The following is a 16,923-nucleotide window of genomic DNA, read 5'->3' as shown; positions in this document are numbered from 1 at the left end:
TGAAATGAGCCTATTCTCTGATATAGATTGAGGTTGTATCAAGGTAACTTCTATTCTTTTCTAGATGGTATATTGTGAATATCTAACCATTCCAAAAGGACTTTAGCACTATCATATCGAATCTTAATCTGAACTCTAGTCAATTTAAGTTTGGAGCGAAACGATATGACACTTACACTTCCAGTAGAACTGGCTACTATATTTCGAGTAAAGCAAAAATCTTATAAAATGGTTTTCATCTTGTCTATTCTGGATGAGTACCATCAAACCAAACTTCAGTTTCTACCGCTCAACATAATTGCTGAGCGGTTTTTGTCGTATTATCGTTCTGCTATAAATTCAGGACAAGTTGTTGACTCCCCACCTCAGAAAGTAAATGAGAGTTGGAATTCCTTCACTTTGTCTCAGACAAAATCTCTGTTACAGACCCCAATCGATGCACTTAAGTCTGTCTTAGAAGTGAATTCTGAGACAATTAGCTTTAAGTCGCATATTTGGTCACAGTTGAACGAGCAAATGCTTTCGGAGTTGAGGGAATATGCACAGTCTGAGTTAGCAGCATATAACAGCGAGTTAAAAGCTGCGTCGACGTTTTCGCTGAAGGATTCTTTTGATCAGATCTTAAACCATTATCTAGAGTACAAGACGCAAGGGTTCGGCAGTCATCCTGTAGGTGCACTGATGAGGAAGTCGATTCCTGAATATTTACTTTCGCAGGATTTTATTGGCCCGGATTACAAAGTACAAGGTTCTATCGGTCAAGGAAATTGGGTAGGTATTCCTTGGATTGGAATTCTAGACAAGCGTCTAAATATATCTATTCAGAGTGGTGAATATATCGTTTATTTATTTGCTGAAGATATGAGTGCTGTGTATCTTACGCTGGCACATGGGGTAACTGAGCCGCAGAGGCTTTATAAGAAAAAGGGAGCTAATCAATATTTCAAGCAAAAATCCGATGAGATAAGAAGCTACTTACCCCTTGAAAATATGCAAAAAGATGAAATTGTACCCGGTGCGGGAGATGACTATCAAGCAGCAATCATCGCATCGATCCGCTATGATCGTAATCAAGTTCCAGAAGATTCACAGCTACTAGCCGACCTAGAAAATGTCGTCAATAATTACAAGCTATATGCAGATAAAGTTCTTCAGGAACAGCCCCCCGTTGAGCACCCAGTCTTCACCTTTACGATTGCTCATCTCTATTTAGGTCAAGGTATTATTTATTATTTAGGGCAGAACAACACTCGATATGTTCCGCTAGATGAGCTAGTTGCGAATCAAGCAACGGTACTGAAATCGGGAGATGATGTTAAGAATCCGAAGGAAAGAGTGCAGCATATCGGACGTGCCTTCCATGAGCTTGGATTGGTAGCAATCGAAGACGGACAGTACTCTCTCACGGCTCGAGGCTTAGAGTATTATCAAGCTTTTGATCAAACAATTTGGTCGTTAAGTCCAGTTCAAGTACAGCTAGTTAGAGCAAGCCTGTCAAACTCGGAGAACGAGCAGCAGGCAAGCCGACTAACCAAGTGTATCAATCTTGGAATCACAACTGCTGAGGAACTCGGCACATTTACGTTAGAACAGTTCAGATCCATATTCATCTCCACCATGAACATGGAGAACGAGTGGGGCGCAGTGACTCAGGTGAATCGTTCTCGGTTTATGTTGAATTGGTTAGAGGAGCTTGGATACGTTCACAAGTCTAAAGATGAGTATCGTTTCATAGCTGAGGTGGAGGTGGAACCAATAGATACGTTAACAGTAATGGAGCGTGTTAATTACATAAGTACCTATATTGAGAGTAAGGGTTTCCACTTCCCTGAGGACCTAATTGAGAACTTTTACTTGTCACTTAAGACTAAACCTTTCGTCATTCTAGCTGGTGTTTCCGGAACGGGGAAGACCAAGTTGGTGAAGTTATTTGCAGAGGCGCTAGGTGCAACAAGTGCGAACAAGCAATTCAACCTTATCCCGGTCCGCCCAGATTGGAGTGATCCTTCCGATCTGCTTGGTTATAAGGATTTAACCGGTACTTTTCGACCAGGCTTACTGGCTGAAGTATTGGTTGAAGCATCTAAAGATAGCAATCGGAACAAACCTTATTTTGTTTGCTTGGATGAAATGAACTTGGCGCGCGTTGAGCACTATTTTAGCGATTTGCTCAGTGTTATTGAGACACAAGAGTGGCGGAACGATCGAATTGTCACGGTGCCGCTTATTCAGAAGGACAGTTTAATTACTGAGGATCAACCTATCTACGGCGGTCTTGCACTCCCAGATAACGTGTATATCATCGGAACAGTGAACATGGATGAGACAACACATCCTTTTAGCAAAAAGGTGCTAGATCGCGCCAACACGATTGAGTTCAACTATATTAATCTGGAGCAGTTTCCTACTGGTTTCAGCAATCAAATTACACCTGATCGAGTGTTCAATTCGTTCTTACGAAGCGAATATCTACAACTAATTGATGCCTATGATCTCAACGAAGATCTTGTGAAGAACGTCACGACGAAGTTAGTCAAGATTAATGAGATCCTAGAACAAGTGCATTCTCATGTTGGCTTCCGCATTAGAGATGCCGTCTGTTTCTATATGATCTACAATAAGCAGTTTGAGTTAATGAGCGAGGATAAAGCATTCGATCTGCAGCTGCTACAAAAGCTTTTACCTCGTGTACAAGGAAGTAGCTCGTCGGTAAAACGAGTGTTGCTCCAGCTCCTACAAGAAGCACTCGGAAAGTCATTACCTATCCAAGATTTAATGGATGATGCATCGGAGCTATATTCCGGTAAGAAGGCGAAGGAACAAGAAGCTGAGGCGAAGTATCCGCTTAGTGCTCGTAAATTGGCATTCATGCTGCGGAGGTTAGAGGAAGATGGATTCACCTCTTATTGGCTCTCTTAATCTAAGTACTGAACTACTTCGCATTGAGACGAATCTATTTATTCTGTATCTGCACGGTAAGCCATTTCATCCCACGGTGGATTCGCTTCAGCTTCATAGAACGGATGACAATGAACTGATTCCGGCACATTTCCATATATCTTCACCATCTTCATCTTTGGAGATAAAGAAGCTACTCCTATTCAATCCTGAGAAGCGGGAGCTATCGGAATGGCAGCCCGGTGGAGCATCGTATCCACTCTTCTTCGAAACGCAGCCCTATGAGCTTGTCATTGAGAAGAAAGGGGATGTGCCCCTAAGCTTCTACCATGAGAATATGAATATTCGACAAGCAGTTAAATCGCTGGGTAGAGGTCAGATCCTCTCAGGTGTATTAAACTTTCAGAACGAAGTAGGCTTAACCGATCTGGAGCTTCGATTTTATGGACAAGTAATACTAGGGCTGCAGCTGGAGATTTTTCCTGTGAAAATGGATTACAAACGCGACTACCAGATGATTTTGAACGATGTGAATCAACAGATTTATAATCTTTCGTTCGATTTCTTGCGCAAAACTTATCATTTAACCGGCCTAAAGGAAACTAGAAATCAGAGTTTGACGGAGTTTTTCTCTATTCTGAAGCATGTATTTGGACAGTTGGTTCAAGCCGTAGAGAGAATCCAAAGTGCACCGCATACCAAGCATCAAACGGAGAATCGAATCGTGGAGTCCGGCCGAGTGAGGAAGCCAGGTAAGAAGAACATAGCATTTCTCGCCAAGCATCCTCATTTGTTAAAACAGGACAATAAGCTCGGGATCGTATCCATCAATGGGCAACGCTATTATCCCACCCATGCCATAGAGACAAAGCGGTATGTGGATTACGACACGAATGAGAATCGATTCGTAAGATGGGTACTTCTGCGCATTGCTCAGAAATTAAAGGATTTGAAATTACGCTTATCTGAACAAGGAAAACTCAAAGATTCACTACTATCACGGCAGCTTACTGATATGCAATCGCACATGCAAAGATTGCTTGGGCTGGATTTTTTACAGGTGAACGATATGCGGCAACTCTCAATTTCGCTTGTACTTCAAATGGCCCCAGGGTATCGCGAGGTTTATCGGAATTATCTCATGTTAATGAAAGGCTTATCCATTCAGAGTGACTTGTTCCATCTGTCGATGAAGGACCTAGCACAGCTTTATGAATACTGGTGTTTTTTGAAAATCCATGACCTGCTGAGCAGGAAATATGAGCTGCTAAAGCAAGATATTATTAAGGTCAATCGGGCTGGCGTATTCGTTACGCTTGATAAAACGCAGAAGGCGAAGATGGTCTACCGTAATCCGAAGAACAGCGAAGTGTTCACGTTGTATTACAATACCCTACCACAAGGGGAGCAAACGCCGACCGTTTCTCAGCGACCCGATAATGTACTGACTCTGAAGAAGAATGATTCTAAGACCGTGTACAAGTATATTTTTGATGCAAAATACCGGCTAGATCCTGCGTACGAAGGCACTCCCTATAAGAGAGATTACAAGACACCAGGACCAGTGGAATCAGATATTAATACGATGCATCGATATAGAGATGCGATTGTTTATGAAGATGTTCAGGAAAATGAACTCGAGCGCAGCATGTTTGGAGCTTATGTGCTCTTTCCTTTTCAGGATGAGGAGCAGTTTAAAGAACATCGATTCTATAAGAGTATTCAGCTCGTAAATGTTGGAGCATTCCCGTTCTTGCCAAATGCGACGAAGCTTATGGAAGCTTTTCTGGACGAAATTATTATGGATAGTCCGGAGAAGGCGTATGAGCGATCTACACGTCCAAAGGGAACCAAGGATTATTATAAAAACAAGCTCGGTGGACGTAATGTGCTCGTGGGATCCCTTCGAGGCGTCGAGCAACTAGACGATGTGCTTAAGCACGGATTCTATTATGTACCACTCGAAAATATCACCGATCATACGATGCTCACTCAATTGGAATATGTAGCTCTATATCAATCAGTTAAGATGTTTGAATCTCGTGGGAGAGAGTCTGGCATTCATTGGTCCGGGAGAGTCAAGGACTGGAGAGTCTTGAAGCGTCGTGAGATTACCGAGTTTCCGGCAAGACTGGGGACAGAGGAGAAGCTCTACGTGAAATTTACTGTAGAAGAGTGGATTAAGCGGGGAAATCCGGTCACCCCAGGGGGACAAGGCATTTACACATTATTATATACTTCAAAATACATATTCGACCGTGCATTAGAGATTGCTGAGCTGAAACTTAACACGGAGGAGGACATCCGGCAGTGGCGTGAAAAACGACGCCAAGGACGGGTGAGGGTTGAACTTGATCATAGTCAGGTGGATTTGGCTAGTAGGGTTGTTCGAATTAATAAGGCCGAGGAATAACACAGTGTTTCCTATAGACGTTTTATAGACTAGATTGGAGCGAGCAAATGCCATCACTTTATTTATCCGACATCCTAAAAAGAAATGGACTTGATCTAAAGAAAGTAAAGCTCATAAGGCATTCTTTAAAAGATAAGGAGTTTAAGAAGTGCTACCAAAATGGTTTTATGGATGAATATCAAAAGATCCAAAGGGAGAATTTCTTCAAGGGGGTTGAATATATACTGTCGTTTGTAAGTGAACCTGGGACTAGTGCAAAGTTCATGGGTTGCTACAGTGTCGGGGTAGGTAGAGCAGTCAATCCAGAAATGATGCCTAATGGGTTTCCGGTGGCTGAATTTTTTAGCAGTGGTCATCTCTATCAATATGATTTGCAAAAGGTTGAACTGTTAAGTGATTTGAACGGCAGACTAGTAATTGATTAGGGGAAAGCTGCTATCTCTTGGCAACAATGGGCAACGAATGAGAAAGCAGTGATCGCAATTCAAGAAAGCCCTAGGTTGGCCTTCCATGGATTTGAAAACATCGTGTTAATGTATGGAGAGCTAAAAGAAATAATAAGTGATCCAACATTATACGAGAATTGGCATGCTGCATTGTCTTCAGTTTACGCAATCTACCTGATTACCGATCAAATGAATGGTCAACAGTATGTCGGGTCTGCTTATGGTTCTGGTGGGTTACTAGAGAGATGGAGATCTTATGTTGATTCTAAGCATGGCGGAAATAAGGGAATAATAAAAGTTTTAGGTACTAATCCAACTCAATATGAGTTTTTTCAGTTTAGTGTATTGCAAATTTTACCTAAGAACATAACAGCTGAAGAAGTGATTATTGTTGAGAGTTTGTACAAGAAGAAGCTAATGAGTATTCCTTATGGTATGAATGAGAATTAACTGCTGAAGAATGGTTATCTCCAAAAGTCCCTGACCATTTCAACAGGTTAAATTGAACAGCTCTCCCGACTGATATAGAATTAAGGGAAGGCTGTGCATGTCGTCATTTCACCAAGGTAAAGGAACAAACATCATGATTCATCCCGAAGTGTATTTAGGAATACATGAGAAAAATTGCGAACATCAATCAGCTCGATCAATTCGTTTAGAAGTTATGAGAGCATCTGTGAGGTCACGATAATGAACTATCAAGTTACTTCAGAGTGGAACGACAGCTTGTGGCGTAAGGTAGAGCCGGTGTACCGGGAAGCCTTCCCCGAACATAGAGGGAAGAGCGAAGGCGTAATCCGCCGCATGTTTCAGCGCAATCTGAGCGAGCTGCATACATGGATGGAAGCGGGGGAAGTCGTCGCTATGGCGCTGACAGCGACTGATCGTGGAGCGTATGTACTCGTAATCGATTATCTCGCTGTGCGGGCAAGCCGAAGGGGCAGCGGATTAGGCCGATATTGTGTGGAAGCGATCAGCGAGTGGGCGAGGTCGTCGGAATCATGTCGCGCGGTCGTTATCGAGGTCGAAGCGGAGCAAACGGAGGAGAATGCGGAGCGCATCAGATTTTGGCTGCGGACAGGCTTTCAGCTCACGAGTTATGTGCATCCATACATCTGGGTGCCTGAGACTTATCAAGCAATGTATTTGCCGCTGGAGCCTGCGTTTAAGCCGGAGGATGACGGCCAATCGCTGTTCAAATTCATCACCAAGTATCATGAGAAAGCGTACCGAGGCGGAGATATTGAATAGCAACAACGACTAAACGGCGAAACATGGAAGCGTTGCCAAAATTGCTAAGAACAAAGGAGAGATGAATATGTTCCCCGCCTTATACGAGATTAGGAAAGCGACAACCCGACAATTCACGACCTTCGATCCCGCCACCAAGAGCAAGACGGTGAGAATCATGCCCGGCGAGCCTCCACGCACGATTGTAAAGAGTGACAAACCAGGCATAATCAGCCGGATGTGGTTAACCTTTCCCGGATGGTTCTGGCGACATTGGGACACGCAAGCCGAGAATGATACATCTACGTTGAAGAAGCTCATCATCCGTATCTATTGGGACGGGGAGTCTGAACCGTCCGTTGAATGTCCGATCGGCGATTTCTTTGGCATCGGCCATTGCGAATTCCGACACTTCGTCTCACGGTATATCGGAATGTCGAGCGGAGGATTCTATTCCTACTTCCTGATGCCATATAATCAAGTGCGCATTGAGCTTGAGAACTTGCATGAGAGCATCCCGCTTGATGTTTTCTTTAACGCCAACTACGAGGAATACGACGAACTACCGAAGGACTCCGGGCGGTTTCATTGCCTCTTCCGGACGGCTCGTCTTGGGGGTAAGGACCCGCTTCCTCTGGTAGACATTCAAGGGCGCGGCCATTACATCGGATGCTGCCTGTCCATGCAGGGAGAGGATCTCAACTACTTGTCTTACTTGGAAGCGCCGGAATATATGTTCATCGACACGGAAGACCGCGAGAACCCGACGATCGTTGGCACCGGACTGGAAGATTATTTCAATGGCGGCTGGTACTTCAGGGATGGTGAATTCAACGGAGAGCTGCATGGCGTGCCGCTGAAAGACACGCTGCGTTCGATGATCAGCATGTATCGGTTTCACGAACATGACGCCATTGCGTTCGACAAAAATCTCAGCATCTCGTTCGTCAACCCATGGGAGGCGAAGCACCTGAAGCCCTATTGGTACTCTTCGACCGCCTACTGGTATCAGGATAGAGCTACACCGCTTCCCGAAAAGCTTCCCGTCGACAAGTTGATGAGTATGTACAGACGGCGCGACACGGATCATCAATCTTATCCTTAAGCCTGGATCTTCACCGCCTCGCTTAGAACCCAATAATCTTTACAAAAACACCTCCCCCACTTAACGGACAATCAACACTCCCTCTCTACCATGAGGGATAGAGTTAAAAATTGGATTTTTCAGGAGGAGAGAACGAATGAAACTACTGCTGATGGGCGACTTGCATTACCACGAAATCGATACCACGATTCTGGGGCTGCCGGAGGCTAGGACGGCTTTCTATCAGACGCTGCTGGAGCAATTTGTGCATACAGATGCCGACTTACATATATCGCTTGGAGACCTGACGAATTTCGGCTCGGCTGTGGAGCTGCTGGAAGTGTATGATCTGCTGTGGCATGAGAAGCGGAATTTCATCCATGTGCTGGGCAACCATGATCTGTACTCGCAGACACGTGAGCAAGTGCTGCAGATAACGGGGCAGGAGCGTTATCACGCCATCGATACAGATGTAGCAACGCTGGTGTTTCTGGACACGGCCAGGGAGATGAACACCGCCGACTGGAGCGGCTGGATGGATGAAGAGCAACTGCAGTGGTTGGAGTACTGTGTGGAGAAATCCGGCACGAAGCCGCTGCTTGTATTCGGTCATCACCCCGTTTATCAGACGACAACTAGATCGGAGCTAGACAAAGGCTCCATTCATCCCAGCATCGACATGTGGCGTATTCTGAATCGGAAACAGGGGACAGGCGTCTATTTCAATGGTCACACACATGTGAATTCCATCGTAGCTCAGAACAATTGGACGTTTGTGCAGTTGGCAGCAGCCCTAGATCAACCGGGCTTCCGGGTCGTGGAGCTGGAGGATGAGCAAATTCGGATCTCGACGATAGACGTCATGTATCTGGAGGATCATGCAGCGACACTTCACAAACACATCTCACATTTCGGCCACAATCCGAACGCTCGCGGACTAGACGCAGACCGTGAGTACAACATCCCCTTGTCGCCAGTAACAGTAACATCGGAGCAGCCCCAATAATGGAGACATCAAGAACGAAGAACGCGGCCTTGAACCATGCCTCTTTTCTGGACCGACTCGCCACGCACAGAATGATCGCTTCCATTAAGGACCCCAGACATATCGAGACCACCTTGTCCCTACGCCATCAACTGAGCGGGGTCTTCCTGTTAACCGGTCACATCGGTGTCATCAAAGGGTATGTGGACGTGTTCAAGGAACACCAGCTCCCGGTATTCCTGCATCTGGAGAAGATCGGCGGTCTCAGCACGGACAACTACGGTCTGGATTACCTAACGAAGGTCATCAAGCCGACGGGCATTATTTCGACGAAGACCAATGTAGTGAAAACCGCGAAGAAGATGGGGTTGCTTACCATTCAGCGCTTCTTCCTCGTCGATAGCGAGGGCTTGGACAACATCGCGAAGAGCCTCCTGCTGAGCGAGCCGGACATCATCGAAGTCATGCCTGCCCGTATCCCTGATATTTTCGACAAGGTGAGGGCGTTCACTTCGCTGCCCATCATTACCGGAGGCTTGCTGTTCGAGCCGGAGCAGGCAGAGGAATGTTTGAGACACGGAGCAGCAGCGATCTCGACGTCAAAGCCGGCGTTATGGAAATCCATCGCGCCTACTCTCATCATCCAATAAATAAAAATCCATACAATCTTTGCAATGGGATAACCTGGCGTTAACGAAACTCCTGTAACATTCAAGGTGAAAAGTAAATAGCGATCGGTTGGAGTAATGGAGAAACCTTATCCGCTTGAGGGCATATAGCCTTCGGCAGGATTAAGGTTTCTTTTTTGCACGCTCGATTGTACAAATCAGGTAGAGAAAAGGTGGAGGATTGGACGATGGTTAAGAAGCTTACTACTGTGACACTTGCAATGCTGATGACGACAGGTGTGCTGTCGGCATGCGGAGCGAGCGAAACGAACTCGAACACGGGCAACAGCACGAAAACGAACGCAAACACGAGTAATACCACAGCAGGAGCAGCAGAGCCGGCAGAAGCACCTGCAGCTGACAAAATCGTCATCAAATATTGGTATGCGTACGGGGACAAGATCGAAGAAGCGAAGCAGCACATGGTTCAAACCTTCAACGAGTCGCAGGACAAATACGAAGTCATAGCGGAACACCAAGGTACCTACGACGATCTTCACGCTAAAGTACAAGCAGCCTTCGCAGCAGGAGACGCGCCTGCGGTAACCGATCTGGAAATCTCCTCTACGGGTGTATTCGCTCACTCCGGCATGCTGGAAGATCTGACGGCTTATGCAGAGAAGGACAAGGATCAACTGAAGCTGGATGATTTTAACCCGGGTCTGATGGGCAATGCCTACGTGGATGGCAAGCTGTACGGCCTTCCATTCATGCGCAGCACGCCAATTCTATATAAGAACGTTACGATGCTGAAGGACGCCGGACTCGACCCGGCCGGTCCGAAGACATGGGATGAGCTGGAGCAATACGCCAAAGTGCTGAAGGAGAAAGGCAAGCTCGGCATGACCGTGCCTGCCGATATCTGGTTCTATGAAGGCCTCGTTGCTCAAAGCGGCGGCAAAATGCTAAGCGAAGACGGCAAGACAGCTGCATTCAACTCGCCTGAAGGCGTAGCACCGGTAGAGTTCTGGAAGAAGCTGGTCGGTGAAGGGCTAATTAAAATTCCAATGGGTGATGAAGCGGGAGCAACGGCTGACAAAGACTGGTCCAACCAATTGTCCGCATTTAAATTTGCTTCGACGGCCGGCGTAACGGGAAGTCTGGAACTGGCTAAGCAAGGCGGCTTCGAGATGGATACGGCTTTCATGCCTTCCAATGTCAGCTACGGCGTTCCAACTGGCGGCTGTCAGCTGGTTATTACGTCGAAGAGCAGCGATGAAGAGAAGCAAGCGGCTTGGGAATTTCTGAAATGGATGACGTCGAAGGAAAACACGATTTACCAGCACAAGCATGTCGGTTACTTGCCGACGCGTATGTCTGCCGTAGAGAGCGATGAGCTGAAGCAGCATTTTATCGAGTTCCCGCAATTCAAAGTAGCTGTAGACCAACTGCAATACGCTAGACCGCGCCCGATGGAGAACGCGTATCCGGAAGTGGCGAAGATCATCAGAGAAGCCATCGAGAAAGCTATTCTTGATCCGAAGGTAACGCCTAAGGAAGCACTTGATCAAGCGGCAGAGAAAGCCAATAAGCTGCTCGGCAAATAATTAAGCATCACTTCACTTCCTTCATATTTAGTTAAAACCCAAGAGGAGGAGTCTTGCGCTTACGGCGGAAGCCTTCTCCTCCTCATCCTAAGAGCAGGGGAGCTTGATGCATGAATGCAAAGCAACAACGACAACTGGTTGTCTGCGATTAAAGTAGTTATTTTCGATATGGATGGGACGCTCTACCAAGAAGACACCTACCTGGATCGGTATATCCGTTACCTGCTAGAGGGAACGGCGCATGAAGGAGAAACCGAGGCGGCTGTTCGCTTAGGAAGAGCAATTCGGGCAGGCGAGCATGAGATCCAATTTGGACATTTTTATCATAGGCTGGATGATTTGTGGTTGGTTCGAGAAGGAGAGTTTTTCGTTCAGGGCAATACTTGGCAGGGGACGAAAGTGGTCGATGAGCAAGCTCATGGCTATGGAACGGTGTCCGCTCAGGTGCCGCATCTCATTCCGATTGGCGACCCATGGGGAATTGCAACGGCTCTTAACCACAGATATAAGCTTCCCGAGCAGAATTTGAAAGCCGCGTTTGACCGCGTCCGCAAGGAGATGGTCGAAGAAGCTCCTTATCAATTCGTATGCCACACTGACTTGTTCCAAGCTATCGAAGAGCTCACGGCTGTGGAGAAGAAAGTGCTCATGACCAACACCCATCACGAATCCGGCATCGCATTCACGAGCTACATGGGGATCCGGTATATGTTCGAAGATGTCGTATACGATGCCAATAAGCCTAACGGCCTTCATTTCTATGTCACAGCGCTACTTAAACAAGGCTATCAGGCGCACGAAATTCTGTCGATCGGGGATAACCCGTGGAACGATCTGCATCCGGTGAAGCAGCTGGGCGGCAGAACTTGTTTGATCTCTCCTTATCCGAGCAGCGACCCCGAGGTTTGGGATTTGCGGCTTTACCAGTTGGAAGAGCTGGAGCAGCTCATGCGTACGATTGAAGAATCCATCACAAGGAGGCATATAGCGGATGGCGAGAATCGAGCTGAAACAGATCGGCAAGAAATTCAAGGATGAAACCGTCATTGAGAATTTGAACCTGACCATCAAGGATGGATCGTTCACCGTTCTTGTCGGGCCTTCGGGCTGTGGGAAATCCACGACGCTGCGCATGGTGGCGGGGCTTGAGAAGCAGACGAGCGGGGAGATCTGGATTGACGATAAATGCGTGAACGATACGCCGCCGGGGCTGCGGGATGTAGCGATGGTTTTTCAGAATTACGCGCTGTATCCGACGATGACCGTCCGCGGCAATATTGAATTTGGTCTTAAAAATATGGGGATTGCGAAGAGCGAGCGCGAGAAGTTGATTATGGATATTTCCGAGATTGTCGGCTTAACCCCTCATCTGAACAAGAAACCTCAGAACTTATCCGGCGGACAACGCCAACGTGTGGCACTCGCCCGAGCTATGGTGAAGAAGCCGAAGGTGTTCATCCTCGATGAGCCCTTGTCCAATCTGGATGCGAAGCTGCGTAACCAGATGAGAACGGAGCTGATTCAGCTGCACAAGCGCCTTGGTACGACATTCGTCTACGTTACGCATGATCAGGTAGAAGCGATGTCGATGGGTGATGAGATTGTTGTCATGAACAAAGGCGTCATTCAGCAGGCGGATACGCCAATGAAGCTCTATCACGACCCGGCTAACCAATTTACCGCGGAGTTCATCGGAACACCGGCTATGAACATGATGGATGTACGCGATATCCACGAGCTGGAGATTCAGTCCTCTGCCACTGTGAGCCGTGTAGGATTCCGTCCGGAGCAGGCGCTTATCGGCGCAGCTGATGCGGTTGAAGGGTACGGCATTGAAGGCGAGATTCTGACCCGGGAGAGTCTGGGAGCGGAAAATATTTATCAGATCCAGTCGCGCAGCGGCATCTTCTTCGTCAAAACCTTCCTTTCGCCGCTAGAAACAGCCTCGCACGTAAAAGTCACGATTCCGTATGAGCAGCTCTACTATTTCGGCTTGAACGGAGAAAGGCTGCGCGGCGTGGGGGTAAGCTCGAAACGTCTGGCGGCGGCTGGAGGAAGATGACATGACGGTATGGGAAAGACTGCGTCCTTACAGTATGGTCGCTCCGGCGATTATCGTGTTCTCCTTGTTCTTCATTTATCCGATCTTCTACATGATTTACTTGAGCATGTTCGATTGGAATTTTGTCAGCCCGACGAAGACCTTCGTGGGCCTTCAGAATTTCAAGGATCTGCTGTCGGAACCGGATTTCCGCCAGGTGCTGACGAACACAACGATCTATACCCTGCTAACGGTAACATTAACAACTAGTATTGCACTGCTGCTCGCCCTATGGCTGAATCGCAAAAGCTTCTTTCACGGCTTCGTCCAAGGCGCGATCTTCAGTCCGCACATTATTTCGCTCGTGTCGATTTCGCTCCTGTGGAGCTGGCTGATGGACCCTGAATACGGGCTGCTGAACTGGGTGATCGGGCTCGTCGGTTTCGGCAAGCTGGCGTGGTTGTCCCATCCGAGCACATCATTGGTTTCGCTCGTCATCGTGGCCGTATGGAAAGGGCTCGGCTACAACGCATTGGTGTTCATCGCGGGGCTGCAGAGCATCCCGCCGGATATCTATGAAGCGGCTTCGCTGGATCGTTCCAAGCCGTGGACGACCTTCAGGAAGCTGATTCTGCCTATGCTGTCACCTTCGATTTTCTTCCTGGTGATCATTAACATGATCGGTTCGTTCCAGGTGTTCGAGACCATCGCCATTATGACGCAAGGCGGGCCGATCAACTCCACCAACACGCTGGTCTATTACATCTATGAGAACGGATTCCGGTTCTTCAAGATCGGTTATGCTTCTGCGGCCGGCGTCATCTTGCTGGTCATCATCGGAGTCCTTACGATCATCTATTTCAAACTGCTGTCGAAACGCGTTCATTACCGTTAAGAAGAGGTGAAGCTCTTGAAAGCCGTAGACAATACGATCAGCGGCCCATCTATGGGGACTGCTGCTGCAAGCAGCCAGTTGAGCCATACACGTACTCGCGAAGCGACAATTAGACGAGCGATATCTGCTATTCTAAGCGGATTGAATACGATCGGCCTTCTGGTGCTGGTGCTGATTTTTGCCATGCCGTTCATATGGATGCTCTCCACATCGCTGAAGACGCTTTCCGAGACGATGGTATTCCCGCCGCAGTGGATTCCGCTCGATCCCGTCTGGAAGAATTACTCGGATGCCTGGAACACGGGGCCGTTCCTCAACTATTTCATGAACAGCGTCATCATTGCGGTCGGCATTCTGGTCCTGCAGCTGCTGACGATTATTCCGGCCGCGTATGCTTTTGCCAGATATAAGTTCGTCGGTTCGGGCTTCCTGTTCGGCATCGTCATGGTGACGCTCATGATTCCGACCCAGCTGATCTTCCTGCCCGTATACCTGGAGCTGAGTGCATTCAAGCTGCTCAATACGCATCTTGGTCTGATCCTGCCTTTCGCGTCCAGCGCCTTCGGTATCTTCCTGCTACGGCAGGCGTTCATGCAAATCTACGATGAGTTGATCGAAGCTGCGCGACTGGATCAGGCAGCGGAATGGAAGGTCATCGTGCAGATCATGGTACCGCTTGTGAAGCCGGTGCTGGTGACGTTCGCCTTGTTCAGCTTCATTGCGCATTGGAACGACTATTTCTGGCCGCTTGTCATGACCACCAACGAAACAGCAAGAACGCTGCCGCTCGGTATCGCCAAGATCCGAGAAGTGGAAGGCGTTGCGACATGGAATATCCTGATGGCCGGTAACGTGATTCTTGTCGTGCCGATCCTCATCGTGTTCTTCTTATCGCAGCGGCAGATTATCAAGGCTTTCGTGTATAACGGCGTCAAATAATAGAAGCGTGATGGGAAGGATGAAGAGATGATGGTAAGAATTGTGGCACACCGCGGATGTTCAGGAGTAGCACCGGAAAATACGATGGCGGCATTCGAGCTGGCACTAAGCGAGCCGGATATTGCGATGATTGAGCTTGACGTGCATTTGTCGAGGGACGGCGTCCCCGTTGTCATTCACGATCATACATTGGACCGGACTACGAGCGGGACAGGTCCGGTAAAAGCCTACACGCTGGAAGAACTGCGGCAGCTGGATGCGGGAAGTAAGTTTGATCCTGCTTTTGCGGGACAGCGGATCCCAACGATCGAGGAAGTCCTGCTGCTCGCCAAAGGCTGCTGCAAACTGCATGTAGAGTTGAAGATGCTGGCCAATGAATATGAGGGCATCGAGGAGCGGGTTATCTCGCTCATTCAGCGGCATGGCATTCAGGATGAAGTTGTGCTTTCCTCCTTCAATCATGATTCCATGAAGCTGGCGCATGAGATCGACCCTTCGATCGCGACGGCTTTGATCTTCCTGGGCAAGCCAACGCTGCTTGCAGAGCAGCTTCGTTATACGGGCGCAACGGGCTTGTCGGTGCATTACGGATTCGTTACGCCTGAGCTGGTAGAGGAGATGACGGCGCTCGAAATGGATCTGGGTGTCTGGACGGTAGATGATTCGGAGGTTCTGGCGGGGATTATCGAAGCGTATCCGAATATCCGGATTACGACGAATTATCCGGATCGCGTACTGCAGATTGTGCGTGGGGATGGCGTGCGCGTGTAAAGCTTAGTTGAGAAAGACACGGGATTGTGCTTCCGTGTCTTTTTTCGTTTCCCCTTTTACAAAAAGTTCGTACCCACTTAATGGATAATCAATAGTTGATCATTAGCATAAGGGTAGGAGTTGAAAATTAGCTTTTTTCCAGGAGGAGAGAACTAATGAAATTGATTCTGATCGGCGACTTGCATTATCACGAAATCGAAGCCATGATTCCGGGGCTGTCTGCGGCAAGGACTGCCTTCTACCACACGCTGCTGGAGCGATTCCTGAATACGAATGCGGGTTGGCATATATCGCTTGGAGATCTGACGAATATCGGATCGCCTTCAGAGCTGCAGGAGGTTTATGAGCTGCTGCAGAGAGAGGAACGGAGATTCATTCATGTGCTGGGCAACCATGATCTCTACTTGCAGACACGCGAAGAGGTGCTGGCTATCACGGGGCAGCAGCGCTATCACGCCATCGAAACGGATGAGGCGATGCTGGTGTTTCTGGATACGGCCAGAGAGCTGGACATCACTGACTGGAGCGGTTGGATGGATGATGAGCAGCTGCGCTGGCTGGAGGACTGCGTGGAGAAGTCGGGATTGAAGCCGCTGCTTGTCTTCGGTCATCACCCTGTTTATGGGACCACAGCAAGATCGGAGCTGGACAAAGAATCGATTCATCCCAGCATCGACATGTGGCGCATTCTGAATCGGAAACAAGGGACCGGCGTCTACTTCAACGGTCACACGCATGTGAATTCGATCGTTACTCAGCATAATTGGACGTTCGTGCAGCTATCTGCCTGTCTGGATCAGCCTGAATTCCGGATCGTGGAGCTTGAGGGGGAACAAATCCGAATATCCACAGTGGATGTGATCGATGAAGGCATGATGGAACATGCCGCTCTCATGCACCGATATATGCCGTTTTTTGACCCTAATCCAGACGCCCGCGGACAAGATTCAGACCGAGAACATGTGATTTCCCTGTCGACATCGGCAGCGGCGCAGACTTCATAATA

15 protein-coding genes are annotated in these 16,923 nt (G+C 48.1%); all 15 read left to right on the top strand.

Features of this window, described 5'->3' with window-relative positions:
- Positions 1-165: 165 nt before the first annotated feature.
- The 15 genes from AC6ESO_RS15845 to AC6ESO_RS15775 all read left to right on the top strand — a co-directional run bounded on the left by AC6ESO_RS15845 (position 166) and on the right by AC6ESO_RS15775 (position 16,921).
- The gene (locus tag AC6ESO_RS15845) at positions 166-2,919 is read left to right on the top strand and encodes an MrcB family domain-containing protein (protein WP_497092199.1); all 2,754 of its coding nucleotides are present in this window, start codon (positions 166-168) and stop codon (positions 2,917-2,919) included.
- Positions 2,891-5,311 carry a DUF2357 domain-containing protein gene (locus AC6ESO_RS15840; RefSeq protein WP_497092198.1) on the top strand — a complete coding sequence of 807 codons (2,421 nt, stop codon included), beginning with the start codon at positions 2,891-2,893 and terminating at the stop codon, positions 5,309-5,311. The genes AC6ESO_RS15845 and AC6ESO_RS15840 overlap by 29 nt, the downstream gene beginning before the upstream one ends.
- Before the next feature lie 47 nt (positions 5,312-5,358).
- Entirely contained in the window at positions 5,359-5,736 is a 378-nt protein-coding gene (locus AC6ESO_RS15835; protein WP_497092197.1) for a hypothetical protein, read from the top strand.
- 48 nt (positions 5,737-5,784) lie between these two features.
- Positions 5,785-6,207 carry a GIY-YIG nuclease family protein gene (locus AC6ESO_RS15830; protein ID WP_497092196.1) on the top strand — a complete coding sequence of 141 codons (423 nt, stop codon included), beginning with the start codon at positions 5,785-5,787 and terminating at the stop codon, positions 6,205-6,207.
- Between the two features lie 240 nt (positions 6,208-6,447).
- Entirely contained in the window at positions 6,448-7,008 is a 561-nt protein-coding gene (locus AC6ESO_RS15825) for a GNAT family N-acetyltransferase (protein WP_497092195.1), read from the top strand.
- Between the two features lie 67 nt (positions 7,009-7,075).
- Positions 7,076-8,092: a glycoside hydrolase family 172 protein gene (locus tag AC6ESO_RS15820; protein WP_497092194.1), complete on the top strand. Its 1,017-nt coding sequence runs from the start codon at positions 7,076-7,078 to the stop codon at positions 8,090-8,092.
- Positions 8,093-8,228: 136 nt separating this feature from the next.
- Entirely contained in the window at positions 8,229-9,077 is an 849-nt protein-coding gene (locus tag AC6ESO_RS15815; protein WP_497092193.1) for a metallophosphoesterase family protein, read from the top strand.
- Positions 9,077-9,706 carry a glycerol-3-phosphate responsive antiterminator gene (locus tag AC6ESO_RS15810; RefSeq protein ID WP_497092192.1) on the top strand — a complete coding sequence of 210 codons (630 nt, stop codon included), beginning with the start codon at positions 9,077-9,079 and terminating at the stop codon, positions 9,704-9,706. The genes AC6ESO_RS15815 and AC6ESO_RS15810 overlap by 1 nt, the downstream gene beginning before the upstream one ends.
- Before the next feature lie 206 nt (positions 9,707-9,912).
- A complete protein-coding gene (locus tag AC6ESO_RS15805) occupies positions 9,913-11,271 on the top strand; it encodes an ABC transporter substrate-binding protein (protein ID WP_497092191.1) in 1,359 nt (452 codons plus the stop codon).
- Positions 11,272-11,385: 114 nt separating this feature from the next.
- Positions 11,386-12,309, top strand: coding sequence for an HAD family hydrolase (locus tag AC6ESO_RS15800; protein WP_497092190.1), 924 nt, complete (start codon positions 11,386-11,388; stop codon positions 12,307-12,309).
- Complete coding sequence (locus AC6ESO_RS15795) at positions 12,263-13,333, top strand: ABC transporter ATP-binding protein (RefSeq protein ID WP_497092189.1); 1,071 nt, start codon at positions 12,263-12,265, stop codon at positions 13,331-13,333. Before AC6ESO_RS15800 ends, AC6ESO_RS15795 begins: the two co-directional genes overlap by 47 nt.
- Before the next feature lies 1 nt (position 13,334).
- Positions 13,335-14,207 carry a carbohydrate ABC transporter permease gene (locus AC6ESO_RS15790; protein WP_497092188.1) on the top strand — a complete coding sequence of 291 codons (873 nt, stop codon included), beginning with the start codon at positions 13,335-13,337 and terminating at the stop codon, positions 14,205-14,207.
- Positions 14,208-14,315: 108 nt separating this feature from the next.
- Complete coding sequence (locus AC6ESO_RS15785) at positions 14,316-15,146, top strand: carbohydrate ABC transporter permease (protein ID WP_497092572.1); 831 nt, start codon at positions 14,316-14,318, stop codon at positions 15,144-15,146.
- 27 nt (positions 15,147-15,173) lie between these two features.
- Positions 15,174-15,917, top strand: coding sequence for a glycerophosphodiester phosphodiesterase (locus AC6ESO_RS15780; RefSeq protein WP_497092187.1), 744 nt, complete (start codon positions 15,174-15,176; stop codon positions 15,915-15,917).
- Positions 15,918-16,072: 155 nt separating this feature from the next.
- Complete coding sequence (locus AC6ESO_RS15775) at positions 16,073-16,921, top strand: metallophosphoesterase family protein (RefSeq protein WP_497092186.1); 849 nt, start codon at positions 16,073-16,075, stop codon at positions 16,919-16,921.
- The last annotated feature ends 2 nt before the right edge of the window (positions 16,922-16,923 follow it).

The organism is Paenibacillus rhizoryzae (assembly GCF_059686995.1).
Note: the sequence above shows the minus strand (reverse complement) of the source record. Positions and strands in the feature narration are given on the sequence as shown.

Bases quoted from the DNA above. Each gene is read 5' to 3' on its own strand.
- AC6ESO_RS15845 (WP_497092199.1), top strand. From the start codon at position 166: ATGACACTTACACTTCCAGTAGAACTGGCTACTATATTTCGAGTAAAG.
- AC6ESO_RS15840 (WP_497092198.1), top strand. From the start codon at position 2,891: ATGGATTCACCTCTTATTGGCTCTCTTAATCTAAGTACTGAACTACTT.
- AC6ESO_RS15835 (WP_497092197.1), top strand. From the start codon at position 5,359: ATGCCATCACTTTATTTATCCGACATCCTAAAAAGAAATGGACTTGAT.
- AC6ESO_RS15825 (WP_497092195.1), top strand. From the start codon at position 6,448: ATGAACTATCAAGTTACTTCAGAGTGGAACGACAGCTTGTGGCGTAAG.
- AC6ESO_RS15820 (WP_497092194.1), top strand. From the start codon at position 7,076: ATGTTCCCCGCCTTATACGAGATTAGGAAAGCGACAACCCGACAATTC.
- AC6ESO_RS15815 (WP_497092193.1), top strand. From the start codon at position 8,229: ATGAAACTACTGCTGATGGGCGACTTGCATTACCACGAAATCGATACC.
- AC6ESO_RS15810 (WP_497092192.1), top strand. From the start codon at position 9,077: ATGGAGACATCAAGAACGAAGAACGCGGCCTTGAACCATGCCTCTTTT.
- AC6ESO_RS15805 (WP_497092191.1), top strand. From the start codon at position 9,913: ATGGTTAAGAAGCTTACTACTGTGACACTTGCAATGCTGATGACGACA.
- AC6ESO_RS15800 (WP_497092190.1), top strand. From the start codon at position 11,386: ATGCAAAGCAACAACGACAACTGGTTGTCTGCGATTAAAGTAGTTATT.
- AC6ESO_RS15795 (WP_497092189.1), top strand. From the start codon at position 12,263: ATGGCGAGAATCGAGCTGAAACAGATCGGCAAGAAATTCAAGGATGAA.
- AC6ESO_RS15790 (WP_497092188.1), top strand. From the start codon at position 13,335: ATGACGGTATGGGAAAGACTGCGTCCTTACAGTATGGTCGCTCCGGCG.
- AC6ESO_RS15780 (WP_497092187.1), top strand. From the start codon at position 15,174: ATGATGGTAAGAATTGTGGCACACCGCGGATGTTCAGGAGTAGCACCG.
- AC6ESO_RS15775 (WP_497092186.1), top strand. From the start codon at position 16,073: ATGAAATTGATTCTGATCGGCGACTTGCATTATCACGAAATCGAAGCC.